Raw genomic sequence first — 16,532 nt, 5'->3', positions numbered from 1 at the left:
TTACGGCTTGCTGCTATGCCGAATCGCCGATGGTAAAATTATCCAATGATATCAATGGCTAGCCTAGGGGGCCGCGAAGATTGCCATCAGCGCTGAGTCCAATGTTGCAGACGGGACGTCGACGAGCCGCGCCTCCTCGGTCCACAACAGCCCGCCGCGCACGGCCCTGCCGGGATAGAGTTTTGCGAGCACCGCGCGATAAAGCGCAAGCTGCCGGACGTAATGCGGCGGCATCTCTGCAGCCGTTGCATGCGGCGCGGGTCCGGTCTTGTAATCGACAATCATGATTGTATCGGGTGTGACGACAAGACGGTCGATCTGTCCCGACACGCGCACGGTCTTGGCTCCGATATCGACACGGCCTGCGATCGAAACTTCAGCGCGGCTGCCCGGCGCGAACAAAGCGGCGAATTGCGGTTCTGCGATCAGATCGACAATCTGCTGTGCGAGTGCGTCCAGTTCGCCCTGGCTGAATCCGTCCTTCGCATGTCGTGCAAGATAACGCTCCGCTGCCGCCTTGCGTTGGTCGGGTGCGATGTCGGGCAGCGATTGCAGCAGACGATGCACCCACTGGCCGCGCAACCGGGCGCGCTGGCGTGCGAGCGCGGCTTCCGGCGCGAGAACCGGCAAGTGCACGTCATCCGTTGCGTCGGAAGGCGCAAGCGACCGTTCGCGCGGTGTCTCGGGTGGCGCGTTTGCGCGCAGCCAGTCCGGCAACGGTTCGATTGCAGCGGGCTTCGCAGATGCTTCCGCCGCAGCCGCAGGTTCGACATCGCCCGCGCGGGTGTAGCGCCTGACGCGGCCGAACGGCGTCTCGGCCTCCGTCATGGCGAGCGGCGAGGCCGCAAGCCCCTTGTCGATCAGATCGTACCACGACAGCTCGCGCACGTTGTTGCGGTTGCCGGGTTGGCAGCCGCCGACGATCAGCCGCTCGGCGGCGCGCGTCATCGCGACATAAAGCAGGCGGCGATATTCGTCCTCGGTGTCCTCGCGCATTGCGGCGCGCGCCTGCGCAACGGCCTCGGTGTCGTCGCGCTTGGAGCCAGCCCACAGCACCACGTCGCCGGGACCGGCATTGCCGTGCGGCATGCGGATCAGCTTCAGCCGCTGCGAATCCGACGGGGACGTCGTGGTGTCGACCAGAAACACCACGGAGGCTTCAAGGCCCTTGGCGCCATGCACGGTCATGACGCGTACCTCGTCGCGCAGGATCTCCATGTCGCGCTTCACTTCGGTGTCGGCGGCGCGCAGCCAGGCGATGAAGCCCTGCAGCGAGGCGGCGGCCTTGCGCTCATAGGTCAGAGCGAGTTCGAGGAATTCGTCGAGCGCATCGTTGGCTTCCAACCCGAGCCTGCGCAGAATGCGCGCGCGGCCGCCGGACCCGCTGCCTTCGCCGCCGAGCAGCCACGCGAAGAACGCGAACGGCGTCGCCTGTGCGAAACGCTGCTCGCACTGAACGAGAAAATCGTTCGCCAGCCGCAGTTTCGATGACGTGTCCGCATGCGCTTGCAGTGCCTCGCGCAGCGATCCGGTGCGGGCAGGCGCGATGGCGAGAAGGTCATCATCGTCGAGGCCGAACAGCGGGCTTTTCAGCGCGACCGCCAGCGCAAGGTCGTCCTGCGGCAGCAGGAGCGCATCGGCGAGATGCATAAGGTCGATCACCGCGATGTGCTCGGTGAGTTTCAGCCGGTCTGCGCCCGCGACCGGAATGCCCGCGTGCTTGAGCGCCTGAATGACCGCGTCGAAAGTCTTGCCGCGTCGCCGCACCAGAATCATCACGTCGCCATAGCGCAGCCTGCGGCGACGGCCCGAGGTGCCGGTCATGGTGCCAGCCCCGATCAGCGCCTTGATCTCGGCCTGCACCCGGCGCGCGAGCTTGACGTCCGGGCTTGTGGTGGAGACGGCGTCGAACGGCGCGTCCCAGCCCTCGATCTGTTGGCGCGATTCAGGCTCTTCCAGATTCCACAGTTCGACCATCGCGGGCGCGGCATCAGGCAGCGCGTCGTGCACAGGGTAGGCGGTGTCGATGTGGATGCTTTTGTAGATCGCCTGCTCGCGGAACACGTAATCGACCGATTCGAGGATCGCCGCGCCGGAACGGAAGGAGTGCTTGAACGATACCGATTCGAACGGCAGTTGCGCATGAGCGTGCCGGCGCTCCATCGTGCGGCGGCGCCGGTCGAATTCGCGCGGTTCGGCCCCCTGAAACGAGAAGATCGACTGTTTCTCGTCACCGACCGCGAACACGGTGCGGCGGACATCGCCCCGCGCGCCCGCGCCGGCCGTGAATTCGGAAACGAAGCTCTCGATGATGTCCCACTGCCGCGGGCTCGTGTCCTGCGCCTCGTCGATCAGTACGTGGTCGATGCCGCGATCGAGCTTGAAATGCACCCAGGAGGCGTAGCCGCCGGTCAGCATCGCGTGAGTCTTGTCGATCAGGTCGTCATAGTCGAGCAGGCCGCGCGCCTGCTTCTCGCGCCGGTAATGCGTGGCGACCGCGCTTGCGATCACTAGCAGCGCATGGGTGCGGTCGCGCTGGAACACGGCACGGCGGCGTTCGTCGAGCAGCAGAAGACGCGGTTGTTCCTCTGTCAGCGCTGCCGCGAGCGCGCCTTGCGAGGCGGCGAGCGCCTTGGTCATCAGCGTCTTGCGCGCGCCGCCTTCGCCAGTGACGAACAGGCTGAGATATTCGTCGAGCTGTGCCGCGCCCGACAACGCGGCCGCGGCGCGCAGGCGGGCGCCTTGCGCCGCATCGGTCTTGCCGCCCTGTTCAAAAGCATTCGCCACTGCAAGCCAGCGGCTGCGTGGCAGGTGCGGCCCGTCGACCATCTCGCGCTCGATATCGGTGAGCTGTGCGTCGGGCGCAACGCCGAGTGCGCGGCAGACCTGCGCCATCGCGATCTCGATGCTGCCCGCGCCATCGGCCCAGGCCATGAAATGCTCGCGGCTTAGGCACGCCTCGTGCACCACTTCCTTGAACGTCACGTCGGCGGCTTGCGCCATCGCGAAGGCCAGCGCGCGGCCGAGCGCGCCGTTAGGCGCGCGCGCGGCCTCCAGCAGCACCGCGAGGTTGGCGCGCTCCATCATGTCGGTCTGATCGCGCTCGTCGAGCACCGCGAAATGCGCGGGCACGTTGGCCTCGAACGGAAACTGCTGCAGCAGGCGGGTGCAAAGCGCGTGGATGGTCTGCACCTTCAGCCCGCCCGGCGTCTCCAGCGCGCAGGCGAACAGTTTTCGCGCCCGCGTTCGCACCTCGCGCGTGACCTGCGCACCGGAATTGCGGATCGCGGCGTCGAGTTCGTCGTCGGACAGCGTGATCCATGTCCCCAGCGTCTCGAACACGCGCTGCGCCATGTTGGCGGCCGCGGCCTTGGTGAAGGTGATGCAGAGGATCTTTTCCGGCGCGACGCCATCGAGCAGCAGGCGGATCACGCGGTTGACGAGCACATAAGTTTTGCCGGAGCCCGCATTCGCCGCGACGAAGGCCGAGGATTGTGGGTGCGAGGCACGCAACTGCGCCTCGCGGACCACATTGGGAATGTTGGTGCGGGGCGTGCTCATTCGCCGCCCCCACTGAGGTGGCCTGCGACCGACCATTCCTTGATGCGGGCGAGATCGTCATAGGTGCCGTAGCGATTCGACCACATCGCGAGATCGAGCGACGTGTAAGCCTGCTCGGGGTTCTCGAATTTCCTGACGAGCGCCGTCAGTTTCGCCAACGCCTCATCGGCGGCATCATCGGGGAATTGCGGTTCGTCGCCACGCTCGATGCGCAGATCGACCACCATGGCTTCGCCGGCCGGATTGTTGCCGTTCAGCCGGACGTAGACGAGCTCGCTGACGGAAGGTTGTCTCGGGAACGATGCAAAAGCGCGGCTGAACCCGCCGCCGCGCAGGATTGCAGCCTCCAGTGTGAGTTGCGGCGACAGGCCGAGCCGTACCTGTTTGCCGGTCGGTGGAATGCCGGTCTTGTAATCGACGATGGCGAAGGTGCGGTCAGCGCGATGCTCAATGCGGTCGGCGCGTGCAGTCAGGATAAAGCGGCGTTCGCAATCGAGCGGAATGGCAATCTCGCCGCGCTCTTCGGCCGCGATCTCGGCGACGTCCGCGCGGCGCTCGATCTCCCATCCGGCAAACCACTCCGCGATGCGCAGGAATCGCGGCCACCACAGCGCCCGCGCCTCGGGATGCTCCATTAGCGCCGCAAAATGCCGTTCTCCGAAAGAGCGCAATTCTGCCGCAATATTGTCCGGCAGGGTTTTGCGGTGCGCCTCGGTGAAATCTCCCAGCGCGTTATGGATCGCGGAGCCGCGATCCGCCGCTGTCAGCGGAAGATCGATGGGATCGAGCGGCGTCAGATTCAAAATGCGCTTGGCGAAGATGGTGTAGGGATCGCGCAGCCAGTCCTCGATCTCCGTCACCGACATCTGCAACGGCCGCAACGCCACCGCAGGCTTCGGCGTCGGCTGCGCGATCGGCTGAACGGTCTCCGGATGATCGAGCGCTTCGGCGTAGCGCACGTAACGCGCGCCGCGTTCGAGTGCCGACTCCCATGTCTTAGGTGTCGCGATCGCTTTCATCCGGTGCAGGAAACGCGAGGCGACGGATGGCGCGCCGCCGACCTTGGTTGCGTGAGTGAGGATCACGTCACCTGCGCCGAGCAGTTGCGCGAAGTCGTGTGCGGTGAGGCCGATGCGCCGCTCCGGCAGGTCGAGGCCGAGATCGTGGCGCATCGGGCGCGACAGCCACGGGTCGATGCGCGGCGTCGGCGGCCACACGCCCTCGACGAGGCCGCCGAGAATGACACGGTCGCATTGCGTGAGGCGCGCTTCCAGCAGGCCGTAAATCCGCAGCGAGGCATCTGCGTTCTGCGGGCGCCGCACCACGCGATTGGCAAAGGCGGTTGAGAACAGGTCGGGGTAATCCGCAAGTTCGAGCGCGATGTGGGTTGGTGTGGGGGAAGCTTCATCGTCGCCGGGCGCAAGCAACTCGTCGAACGCTTGCGCAAGCTGCTGGCCATCGGTGCCATCGAGTGCAGCGATGCGGCCATCGTCGGCGGTCGAGAGGTGAATGACGGTGTCGCGATGAAGCTGCGCAAGCGTCGCGAAATCATGTGCGCTGCGCGCGCATGTCTCAAGCGGCGCAAGAGCGGCTGCGAGCGCGTCGAGAAGGCGTGCCACGTCATCGAGCGCGCCCTGTGTCAGTCGGCAGCGCGGCTCGGAGCGGTGCAACGCGGACAGTTCCTTGCGTTGCGCCTTGCTCCATTCGTCCGAGAACCACGCAAAGGTCGCCCGCAAACCCCTGCAGCCGGCCGCGGGTCGTGTGCCGCGCAGAATCGCGAGTTCGAGATGTTGAATCGCCGTCGCCCATGCGCCTTCCGCCTGTCCTAATCGCAGCAATGGATGCTTGAGCAATGCGAGCAGCGTCGGTGGCGATAATTCGCTTGTGACCGCTTCCGCGGCGAGCCGCGCGAAAATTCCCGCAGGCGTATCCATCAGCGAATCGCCGCCGGAATCGTCGAAGGCGAGCCTCCAGCGTCCGAGCGCGGCCATCACGCGGCGCGCCAGAGCGCGATCCGGCGTCACCAGCGCGGCGGTTTTATTTTGTTGCCGTGCCTCGCGCATGGCGACCGCGATGGCGAGCGCTTCCATCTCGGGGTTGACTGCTTCGACAATGGCGAGATTGTCGAAGCCTCGTTCGATGCGCGCGGCGACATTCACTTCGGTAAGGCGGCGATGCCATTGCGCGGTTTCCGTCGCGGGCCGCATCGCCTCGGAGGCGAGCAGTTCGCGACCATCCGCGACGGGGTCAGCGAGGACCTTGACTGCACCGCGCTCCAGTCCGAGCAATTCAAGAAGACCGTGCAGCGCATATTGCGGATGGCTCGACAGCGGGTGCTCCGCGAAACGCCCCTCAGAGTCGCGTACGCCGCCGATGGCGCGCCAGGCCTCATTGTCGAGATCGGTGTCGAGGCCGGGCAGCACCACCGCGCCTCGCGAATGCTGCGCGATGGCGCGCAGGAATTTCGCGGTCGATGGCATCGAGCCGGTCGAACCTGCTGCGATGACGGGGCCGGGCAGTGCCGCGATCCGCGCGGCTTCGGCTTCGATCAGAAGATCGCGCCGTTGCGCGGCCTCGATCAATCCCGCTTCGCGCAGATGCGCGGGCCACGCCTCCTTAGCGATCTTGAGAAAATCGAGCGTGATCTTCCAGTAATGGTCGAGATCGTCCGGCACGAGATTGTCGAGTGCGTTCCAATCGACGCCGCGCGTCGTCATGTCGTCGATCAGGCGCGCGAGGTCGTCGGCGAGCGCCAGCGTCGAGGCAGGACCGCCCGCCACCAACGGCGCGGATGCAAGGTCGCGCGAGCCGAGCTGCTTCGCCCAGGCGCTGACGAGACGCATCAGCACCAGGCGGCGCGGCAGGCCGTCGAGTGCATCCGGCACGGCGAGCGAAGGAAATTCGGCGGTGTCCGTCTGCGTGAAGCCGAGCTCGTCCTCGTCGACATGGCCGAGCGCGACGATGCGCGGCAGTAGCACCGCGTCCTGGCCCATCACGTCGAGAAACATCTCGCGCGCCATGCGGCAGGCACGCTGCGTTGGCAGATAGAGCGTCGCCTGCGCGAGAAGTTCGGGGTTCTCGCGCGCGCGAAATCCCTCGATCAGGCGGCCGTCGACCAGCGCGCTCAAAAGCGTGCGCAGAAATGGTGCCGATGAGGGAATGTTGAAGACGCGCATGCAGGATTCCGCTGACAGCCGAGCGGATCACGGTCGGGCAGGGTTTGTCGAGACAATATAGGGTATCAGGCCGCGCTGGCCAGAAACGCTTTTTCCGCTGCCGCAATGGCGTCCGGCGTGCCGACATGCATCCAAACGCCTTCGAGCCGCAGGCCGAACAGCCGTTCGCGCGAGGCCGCTTCGTCGAACAGTTTCGTCAGCGAGAATTCGCCACCCGGCGCACCTTTGAAGAGCGCGGGCGAGAGAATCGCCACGCCCGCATAGACGAACGGTACCACATGCTGCTCCTTGCGCCGCTGCAGGCGGCCATCCGTCAGCATGGTGAAATCGCCGGTTCCGTCATAGCCGATGCTGCCGGCGGTCGGCGCCATCAGCAGCAGCACATCCATGCGCGCGGGGTCGAACGCGTCGGCGAGGCGCTGCAGGTTCGGCGCGACGCTGTCGATCCACAACGTATCGGCATTGAGGTGAAAGAACGGATCGTTGCCGAGTTGCGGCAGCGCCTTGACCACGCCGCCGCCGGTGCCGAGCACCTCATTGCGCTCGTCGGAGATAACGACCTTCGGCTTTTGCCGCGAAGCAGTGTGCGTGATGATCTGGTCGCCAAGATAGTGAACATTGACGACGGCCTTATCGACACCGGCTTCGGCGAGGCGATCCAGCACGTGATCGAGCAGCGGCTTGCCTGCGACTTCGACCAGCGGTTTCGGCGTATGATCGGTCAGAGGGCGCATTCGCGTGCCGAAACCGGCCGCGAGCACCATGGCGGTATGAGGTTGAACAGGCATCGTCGTCTCTCAAGCGAATCGCCGGATGATCTGGACGAAGCCTAGAGCATCGCGACGAGCCCTGCCATCACCGGGCGTGACGCAGGGTGTTGAATCGCTGTAATTCGCTTGTGTGACGGCAATGCGACCCGCGCTGTGCGGTGCGCGATCGGACTCAGATTTCGATCATCTGATCGTTCTTGTTTTTCCGTGACGATGCGCCGCGACGTTTCGGGTCCTGCTTGAGGAACTGCACGCCGATCTGTTCGCCATTCACCCAGCAGAGCTCACAACGGCGATAGGCGAGACCGGTCGAGGACAGCAGCAGGAAGAATTCCTTCAGCGCCAACCCTTCGATATTGCCTTGCACGGTGAGTTTTGCGCCAAATTCGGAAATGTCCTCGACGAGACAACTCCGGCGCCATGTGCCGTCGATGCCCATCATATGCGCTGCGAAGCCGCGTTCGAAAACGACCCGCTCTCCCTTGCGTCGCTCTGTTGCCATTCGGGGTCTCCGCCCGTTTGAGTCCTGCGGCGGTGTGACGGCAGCAAGACGAGGTCACCAAAAATACCGCTGGCGACCTAATGGCGCGTAAATTTTCATTTCAAATGCGATCGATAGGGGGCGGGACGTTCGCCGTAAACCAATCCTTAAGGCTGTTCAGGGTGGGGTGCGCGAACGCACGCTGCAAATAGCCCCATATCCGGGGCTGATGCCGCAGATATTGTGGCTTGCCGTCGCGGCGGTTGAGCCGCGCGAAGGTGCCGAGCAGGCGCGTATTCCGCTGCGCGGACATGATGGCGTACCGCTCGACGAAGCTTGCAGCATCGAAAGCGGGGTCGGCCTGTCGTCGCGCGGCGACGTAACGGCCGAGCAGCGGAATCTCGACGGAATCCGGCACGTCGATTCGGGCATCCTGTAAGAGCGATACGAGGTCATAGGCTTCCGGCCCCATCACCGCGTCCTGAAAGTCGAGCAGTCCGACTCGCGCAATATCCTTGCGGCCGCCGAGCCAGATCAGGTTCGGCGAATGGAAGTCGCGCAGCATCCAGGTCTTGCGCGTGCGTTCGATCCGGCCGAGCAAATCCTTCCAGATCACGAGGAAGTCGGCATGCATCATGCCGCCCAATGTCACGCCGTGATCGGGCAGATACCAGTCCAGCATCAATCCGACCTCGACCATCATCGCGTCGAAATCGAACTCCGGAATCCGGTAGTTGATCTTCGGTGCAAGCGGCAAGGTGTCGGGCAGGTCGATGGCGTGAAGCGCGGCGAGCATTGTCGCTGCCGCCTGATAGCGCTCGGCGATCGGCTCGGGCGGCGTGCCCTGCACGAAGGTCGCGCCGCCGAGATCCTCGAGCAGCAGAAAACCCGCATCGAGGTCGGCATGATATACCGCCGGCGCGGAGAAGCCCTGGCGGCGAAGCCCGTTGGCAAGCGCGACGAAGGGGCGGACATCTTCGGCGAGATGCACCGCGGCGCTGTAGGACCTGCCGTTGTGAATCGCAGGGCCGTCGGGGCGCGGCGGCGAATTCATCAGCACGAGCGAGCCTTGATCGCCGATCACGCGCGCATAGGAGCGCGTCGACGCATCGCCCGGCATGCGCTGACGGACAGCGTTCGCTTGGCCGGACAGATTGAGAAAATGACGCAACGCCGCGAGGCGCGCGACTTTGGCGGCGGCTTCGCCATGGCCGGTGATCTCGGCGGCGCGCGCCGCCGAGCCGAGAGAGGGCCTGTGGCTGAAAGCGATGTCGATGCGGTTGTCCGGCATCTCATCTGGCGCGCGCTCGGGCCATTCGATCAGCGCCAGCGCGCCGTCAGGCAACGGCGCCAGTCCGATCTCCTCCAGTTCGCTCGGATCGGCGATGCGATAAAGGTCCGCGTGCAGCACCGGGTAGGGCGGTAGGTCGTAGGTCTGCGTCAGCGTGAAGGTCGGGCTCGGGACTTCATACGCCTCATCGCCCGCGAGATAGCGGATCATCGCGCGCGCGGCCGTCGTCTTGCCGGCACCGAGATCGCCCGACAGCGTGATGGTATCGCCGGGGCCGACCAGCAGCGCGAGATCGGCCATCAACTGGGCCGTCGCGATCTCATTGGGAAGGGCAACCGAGAAGGAGGAGGGTTCGTTCATTCGGCGGCGCTGCGGTGGGCGGTCTGGTCAGCGGGGAATTCGCACGTCACCGTAGTGCCTTCACCCACCACCGAGTCAACCCTGACCCGCCCGCCGTGCAGTTCGACAAAGGAGCGCACCAGCGACAGGCCGAGACCGGCGCCGCGGTGGCGCGAACCGTTGGCGCGGCTCTCGAACCAGTCGAACACTTTGTCGCGCACCTCGTCCGGAATGCCGGGGCCTGCATCGGCGACAGCGCAGCAGATAAGGCCATTTTCGCGCCACGCGTTAAGGCGGACGATCCCGTTGGTGGGCGAGAAGCCGATCGCGTTCGCAAGCAGGTTGTAGAGAATCTGCACGATGCGCCGCTCGTCGGCGATGAAGTCACCGGCGGCAGGGTCGATATTGACCACGAGCCGGATGTTGTCGTGCACCAGCCGGTCCTGCAGTCCGGTGGTTGCTTCCTCGACTGTCTTGTGCAGATCGACTGGCCCGAGATCAAGCGTCATCGCGCCCGCGTTGATAGTAGCGAGATCGAGGATGTTGTTGATGATCGCGAGGAGCGCGTTGGTCGAGGTGGTGATGTAGTTGAGGTACTCGCTCTGCTTCGCCGTCATCGGCCCGGTCGCGGGGTCGCTGAGGAAGTGGGCGAAGCCGATGATGGTGGTTAGCGGCGAGCGCAACTCGTAGGAGACGTGGTGGACGAAATCCACCTTCATCTGGTCGGCGGCTTCCAGCGCGTCGTTGCGTTCGCGTAGTGCGCGCTCGACGTTGACGCTGTCGGTGACGTCCTGGAAGGCCAGCATGGTGGCGCCGTCGGGCAGCGGGATCGTCGTGCAGTCGAGCACGCTGCCGTCCTTGCGTTCGATCCGGGTTTGCAACGCTGCGCGGCTGTCGATGCCGGTGATGGCGGCGCGGATGGCCTGCCACGTCGCGGCATCCTCGAACAGCGGCTTGCACCATTGCTCGATGGTCTCAATATGGGGCTGCTGCTGGAGCGCGTCAGTCGACAGCCTCCAGAGCTGCGCGAAGGGTGGGTTGAAAAGCTGTGCGCGTCCGTTGCCGCCGAACACCGCCACCGCTTCTGACAGATTGTCGAGCGTCTCGCGCTGGACGCGCAGCAATCCATCGTGCTGGCGTTGCAGTTTGAGGCTTTCGGTGACGTCGTCGAACAGATAGGTCACGCCGCCTTCGGGATTGGGCGTTGTGACGATGCTGACCGCGCGGCCGTCCGGCAGGTACCAGGTGTCCTTGGCGGGTTCGATGGCGCGATAGGCCTCGTGCAGGCGATTTTTCCACGCGCGGAAATCGGGCTGCTCGGAAATCTTGCGCATCGCGCGCAGTTTTTCCAGCACGCTGGAATCGCTTGGATTAGAATCGAGGAAGGCGCGGTCGAGATCCCACAACCGGCGGTAGGAATCGTTGTAGAAGGCAAGCCGCTTGTCGGCATCGAACACGGCGACGCCGGATGACAGTTGATCGAGCATGCGCCGGTGTGCATCCGCCATGCGCGTCAGAGCATCCTTGAACGCGACGGTCTCGCTGCAATCGATCGCGACGCCGACGCTGCCATCGGTGACGTTGTAGGCGAACACGTCGAAGATGCGGCGCTCGCCGCCGATCGCGACCGGCAGCCGCGCGCGGTAGGGCTTACCCTCGGCCAGCGTCTGGCGCATGGCGGCGCGGTCCTCGCTGTCGAGCAGTTCGACGCCGCGTTCGATAGCGTCCGATGCGTTCGCCGCTTCAGCGGCGCGGGCATAGGCCTCGTTGGCGTAACGCAGCGTGCCGTTGGCGCGCCGCGCCCACAAAGGCTGCGGGATTTCGGCCGCGAAGGCGCGCAGCGCGTCGGTTTCCTCGATCAGGTGCAGATGGCGCTGCGTCATCTCGGCGAGTTCGAGCCGGACGCCATTCAACTCGCGGATGCGCACGATGGCCTGTCCACCGACCGCGCGTCCCATCGCCTCGATAGCGCGGCCGTTCGAGGTGGACATAGTCAGCAGGAAACTTTCGCCACGCTCGCGCAGGGCGTCGACAGCGTGATCCATCGCGAGCGCCTGCTCGGGCAGCAGCCATGTGCCGAACGCCAGGACGCGCTGGGCGGACATAGTCTGGCCCTGCGGCATCAGGAGCGCGATATCGCCGGTAATGTCGGGTCGCTCGTCGCCGGCGGACCATGCGATCAGCACCTGCGGCTCGGCGAATAGCAGAGCGCGCAGGCGGTCGGATTCATTCTGCAGCGATTGATTGTCGGCGCGTAGCTGCGCTTCCATCGTTTCCGCGCGGATGCGCGTACGCATCAGCAGGACGGTCGCCACCACCGAGAAGCAGAGCACGGAAGCCGAGAGTGCAAGGCTCGTGATTTCGGGCCGGTTCAAACTGCTCAGGATGGCGAGTGTGGTGTCGATGGCGCCATTCCCCGCGGCATGGGCAGGCACCGTTCCTGCGAGGATGGCGAAGCCGCCCTGCACGATTGACGTGCATGACAATAAGCTTCGACGCATCGTCCGAAGGACGCCTGACATTCTCGATTCTCAACCACCGCCCGCGAATCAAAACACAATAACCTCCCGGGGACTCGGGGGGTAAGAGTCCAGATCGTGAACGTGGATGAGGAACGTCGATTAGCGGCCCGTGGAGCCGAAACCGCCTTGGCCGCGCGCGCTCGACGGAAGTTCCCCGATGGTCTCAAACGAGATTTGCACCACAGGAGCGACAACCATCTGGGCGATGCGCTCGCCGCGCTTGATGGTGAAGGCTTCGCGACCGTGGTTGATGAGGGGCACGCCGATCTCACCGCGGTAATCGGCATCGATCGTGCCTGGCGAGTTGAGAACGGTCACGCCGTGCTTGACGGCGAGGCCGGAGCGTGGGCGCACCTGAGCCTCGTAGCCAGCGGGCAGCGCCATTGCGAGCCCCGTGGGAACCAGCGCGCGGTCGCCAGGTGCGAGCACCACCGGCTTGTCCTCCGGTACGGCGGCGAGCAGATCGAGACCTGCGGCGTGCTCGGTCTGGTAAGCGGGCAGTGCGAGGCCTTGGCCATGCGGGAGTTGGGTGACGGCGATCCGCAGCGGTTTGGTCATGGTCGTGAGTTGCTTTCTATGGAGAGAATGTTTGCGCGATCCGTACGATCAGCCGTGCCGCGACATCGTCCTTGCTCATGGCGGGCCAGATTTCCGGGGCTTCAACGTCTTTCATGAAGATCTGCACGGCGTTGCTGTCGCCGCCCATGATGCCGGTCGCGGGTGAGACGTCATTGGCGACGATCCAGTCGCAGCCCTTGCGCGCGAGTTTCGCGGCGGCGTTTTCCGCGACATGTTCGGTCTCCGCGGCGAAGCCGATCACCAGCGATGGCCTGTTCGCGGCGCGCTTTGCGATGGTGGCGAGAATGTCAGGATTCTCCACCAGTTCCAGCGGCGGCATGCCGTCCTTGGTTTTCTTGATCTTCTGTTCGCCGGCATTGGCGACGCGCCAGTCGGCGACGGCAGCGGCGAAGATCGCAATATCGGTCGGGAGCGCGTTCTCGACTTCTGCCAGCATGTTGCGCGCGGATTCGACGCGAATGGTTTTGACACCCTGCGGGTCGGGGAGATTCACCGGACCGGATACCAGCACGACATCCGCACCGGCAGCGGCGGCGGCGGCGGCGATTGCATAGCCTTGCTTGCCGGAGGAACGATTGGCGATATAGCGCACCGGGTCGATCGGCTCGTGCGTCGGCCCTGCGGTAATCAGCACGCGGCGGCCTTTTAGAATTTGAGTTTGGGCAGGCTGCAGGAGGGCGATTGCGCGCGTGGCGATCTCAAGCGGCTCCGCCATCCGGCCAAGGCCTGCTTCATTGGCTTCCGCCATCTCGCCACGGTTCGGGCCAATGAGAATGCGGCCATCGCGTCCGAGTTGCGCGACATTGCGTTTTGTTGCGGCGTTATTCCACATCGCCGGATTCATCGCGGGCGCGAGCAGCACCGGTTTGTCGGTTGCAAGCAGGATGGCGCTGGCGAGATCGTCGGCGAGGCCCTGCGCCATCTTCGCCATCAGGTCGGCGGTCGCGGGCGCGACCACCACCAGATCGCAATGGCGTGCGAGACGAATGTGGCCTGCATCGAACTCGCTCTCGGCGTCGAACAAATCAGTGTAGCAGCGGGTGTTGGCAAGCGCGCTGGCGCTCAGCGCGGTCACGAAGCGTTCCGCCGCGCGTGTGAGTACGCAGCGAACCTCACAGCCGCGCTCCTTCAGACGGCGGATCAGATCGAGCGCCTTGTAGGCGGCGATGCCGCCACCGATGATGAGGGTAACGCGGTGGCGTGCCTGTCCTTGCACCGGACGAGCGGCGGCTTCCGAAGTCGACGGGACTGGCGGCAGCGCGGGGGGCTCGCCGTCCGACGCGGCCTGCCGCAGAATCACCCGCACCTCGTCCTCAACCGAACGTCCGTTCTGCGCGGCGCGCAGTTTCAGCGCGGTCTTGATGTCGTCGTCGAGCTTGCGGACGGTCAGGCTGGCCATGGCTCAGCCTAGCATTTGATTGCAATGCAATCAAATACTCCGATAGGTGATTGCACCTAGCGGGATAGCCAGAGAAATCCGAGCAGGCTCAAGGCGATAATCCAGAGCGCCACCGTCTCCCAATGGCGTCCACGCCGCTCCGATCTCCCCAGAGCGGCAATCGTATCCGGCGACAGCACCAACCCATCGCGGGTCATGGTCTCGAATTGCTCCAGCGCCGCGACCGAGCGGGCCGCGATGGCCGGAAGCCCGGAGAGAATGCGGCCGAGGTCGCCTGCGCCGTGTGCCGCCTGCTGGATACGGCCGAGCGGGCCGAGATTGCGTTCGATCCATTCGCGCACCACGGGATCGGCGGTCTTCCAGATGTCGAGCTTGGGGTCGAAGGAGCGGGCGACGCCTTCCACCACCACCATGGTCTTCTGCAGCAGGATCAGCTCGGGCCGTGTGCGCATGTCGAACAGGCCGGTGACCTCGAGCAGCAGCGTGAGCAGCTTCGCCATCGAGATTTCGTCGGCAGCGCGGTTGTGGATCGGTTCGCCGATGGCGCGGATCGCTTGCGCGAAATTCTCGACCGAATGGTGCGCGGGCACGTAGCCGGCTTCGAAATGCACCTCAGCGACGCGACGATAATTGCGGGTGATGAAGCCGTAGAGAATTTCGGCGAGAAATTGCCGCTCCTTCATCCCGAGGCGGCCCATGATGCCGAAATCCACCGCCACCAGCCGCTCGTTCTTGTCGACGAACAGATTGCCCGGATGCATGTCGGCATGGAAAAAGCCGTCGCGCAGCGCGTGGCGCAGGAAATTCTGGATCACCTTGCGGCCGAGCGCGGGCAGATCGATGCCGGCGGCCTCGAGCCGCGTGCGGTCGTTGAGCGCGATGCCCTCGATCCACTCCATCGTCAGCACATGATGGCTGGTACGATCCCAGTCGACGGCGGGCACGCGGAAGTCGGTATCCTCGCGCGTATTCTCCGCCATCTCCGAGAGTGCGGCGGCCTCGATGCGAAGGTCCATCTCCATGGCGACGGACCGCGCCAGCGTCTCGATAATCTCGGTCAGGCGGAGCCGGCGAGCCTCCGATGAAATGCCTTCCGCCTTGCGCGCGGCGTAGCGGAACGCATTGAGGTCATGGTTGAAGCGCGCGCCGACATGCGGGCGCAGAATCTTGACGGCAGCGGGCCGCGTGCCGTTGGCGTCCGAAATCTCGGCGCGATGCACCTGCGCGATGGAGGCGGCCGCGACCGATTCGCCGAAATGCGAAAATACCGATGAAATGGGCTTTTCCAGCCCAGTCTCGACCACAGCGATGGCCTGGTTCTGCGGGAATGGCGGCAGACGATCCTGCAGGCTTTCAAGATCGCGCGCCATCGCGACGCCGACGACGTCGGGCCGGGTGGCGAGAAACTGACCGAGCTTGACGTAAGTGGGGCCGAGCCGCGTCAGTGCCCGCGACAGTCGCGCGCCGGATTTCGATCCACGGCGTTCGATCAATCGCGCGGCGCGAATCGCGGCCTGTGCGGGCGGCGGCAACGGTGAGGGATCGATGATGCCGAACACGCCTTCGCGCGCGAATACGAAGGCCGCGCGGGCAAGCCGGGAAATGTGCGTCAGCGATGAAATCACAGGCGCCAGCCCGAATGCAGCGCGACGATGCCGCCCGAAAAGACCTCGTGGGTCACGCGCGAAAAACCGGCCTCGCGAATCATGTCGGCGAAAGTGTCGGGCTTTGGAAACTGCCGGATCGATTCGACCAGATAGCGATAGGATTCGGCGTCACCAGTCACGGCTTTGCCGATCTGCGGAATGACATTGAATGAGAACATGTCGTAAATTCTGTCGAGACCGGGCACGTTGACGGAAGAAAACTCAAGGCAAAGGAAGCGCGAACCGGGCCGGAGCACACGATAGGCTTCGCGCAGCGCCAGCGGAATCTGCGGTACGTTGCGAATGCCGAAGGCGATGGTGTAGGCGTCGAAAGTCCTGTCGGCGAAAGCGAGCGCCTCGGCATTGCCCTCGACGAAATCGACGCGGTCGTCCAGACCTTGAGCCTGCGCCCGTTCGCGACCAACCGCCAGCATGTCGGTGTTGATGTCGCAGACGGTGGAATGGAAATTGGGTCCGGCCGCTTTTGCCGCACGGAAGGAGATGTCGCCGGTGCCGCCCGCGACATCGAGCATCCGGAACGAAGCCTCGCCGCGCGGCGGGTTTAGCGTCTCCACCATGAGGTTCTTCCAGACGCGGTGCAGTCCGCCCGACATCAGGTCGTTCATCAGGTCGTAGCGCTTCGCGACGTTGTGGAAGACCTCGTTGACGAGGCCCTGCTTTTCGCCGGGCGAAACCTCCCGATAGCCGAAATGTGTCGAATTATCTGGCGCTTGGCTCATGTCTGGCTCTCCGGGGCGCACCATAGCG

10 protein-coding genes are annotated in these 16,532 nt (G+C 64.8%); all 10 read right to left on the bottom strand.

The genetic code is table 11. The features are described from left to right. Nucleotides 1–63 precede the first annotated feature (63 nt). On the bottom strand, nucleotides 64–3,561 hold the full coding sequence (gene addA / locus HMPREF9697_RS12960; RefSeq protein ID WP_002717683.1) for a double-strand break repair helicase AddA: 3,498 nt from the start codon (nucleotides 3,559–3,561) through the stop codon (nucleotides 64–66). Beyond that, nucleotides 3,558–6,737: a double-strand break repair protein AddB gene (gene addB, locus HMPREF9697_RS12955; RefSeq protein ID WP_002717682.1), complete on the bottom strand. Its 3,180-nt coding sequence runs from the start codon at nucleotides 6,735–6,737 to the stop codon at nucleotides 3,558–3,560. The genes addA and addB overlap by 4 nt, the downstream gene beginning before the upstream one ends. A 65-nt stretch (nucleotides 6,738–6,802) precedes the next feature. After that, the gene (locus HMPREF9697_RS12950; RefSeq protein ID WP_002717681.1) at nucleotides 6,803–7,525 is read right to left on the bottom strand and encodes a nucleotidyltransferase family protein; all 723 of its coding nucleotides are present in this window, start codon (nucleotides 7,523–7,525) and stop codon (nucleotides 6,803–6,805) included. 154 nt (nucleotides 7,526–7,679) lie between these two features. Next, entirely contained in the window at nucleotides 7,680–8,009 is a 330-nt protein-coding gene (locus HMPREF9697_RS12945) for a PilZ domain-containing protein (protein ID WP_002717680.1), read from the bottom strand. A 100-nt stretch (nucleotides 8,010–8,109) separates the two neighbouring features. Then, on the bottom strand, nucleotides 8,110–9,639 hold the full coding sequence (locus tag HMPREF9697_RS12940) for a bifunctional tRNA (adenosine(37)-N6)-threonylcarbamoyltransferase complex ATPase subunit type 1 TsaE/phosphotransferase (protein ID WP_002717679.1): 1,530 nt from the start codon (nucleotides 9,637–9,639) through the stop codon (nucleotides 8,110–8,112). Next, complete coding sequence (locus HMPREF9697_RS12935; protein WP_002717678.1) at nucleotides 9,636–12,140, bottom strand: sensor histidine kinase; 2,505 nt, start codon at nucleotides 12,138–12,140, stop codon at nucleotides 9,636–9,638. Before HMPREF9697_RS12935 ends, HMPREF9697_RS12940 begins: the two co-directional genes overlap by 4 nt. A 99-nt stretch (nucleotides 12,141–12,239) precedes the next feature. Continuing rightward, complete coding sequence (gene dut, locus HMPREF9697_RS12930; protein ID WP_002717677.1) at nucleotides 12,240–12,698, bottom strand: dUTP diphosphatase; 459 nt, start codon at nucleotides 12,696–12,698, stop codon at nucleotides 12,240–12,242. Nucleotides 12,699–12,714: 16 nt separating this feature from the next. After that, nucleotides 12,715–14,118, bottom strand: coding sequence for a bifunctional phosphopantothenoylcysteine decarboxylase/phosphopantothenate--cysteine ligase CoaBC (coaBC, locus tag HMPREF9697_RS12925; RefSeq protein WP_002717676.1), 1,404 nt, complete (start codon nucleotides 14,116–14,118; stop codon nucleotides 12,715–12,717). A gap of 56 nt (nucleotides 14,119–14,174) precedes the next feature. Further along, nucleotides 14,175–15,743 (bottom strand): 2-polyprenylphenol 6-hydroxylase, encoded by a 1,569-nt coding sequence (gene ubiB, locus HMPREF9697_RS12920; RefSeq protein ID WP_002717675.1) that lies wholly within the window; start codon nucleotides 15,741–15,743, stop codon nucleotides 14,175–14,177. Continuing rightward, nucleotides 15,740–16,504, bottom strand: coding sequence for a bifunctional demethylmenaquinone methyltransferase/2-methoxy-6-polyprenyl-1,4-benzoquinol methylase UbiE (gene ubiE, locus HMPREF9697_RS12915; RefSeq protein WP_002717674.1), 765 nt, complete (start codon nucleotides 16,502–16,504; stop codon nucleotides 15,740–15,742). Before ubiE ends, ubiB begins: the two co-directional genes overlap by 4 nt. Nucleotides 16,505–16,532: the final 28 nt, after the last annotated feature.

The organism is Afipia felis ATCC 53690, assembly GCF_000314735.2.
Classification (GTDB): Bacteria; Pseudomonadota; Alphaproteobacteria; order Rhizobiales; family Xanthobacteraceae; genus Afipia; species Afipia felis.
This window is presented reverse-complemented; position numbering and strand designations above follow the sequence as displayed.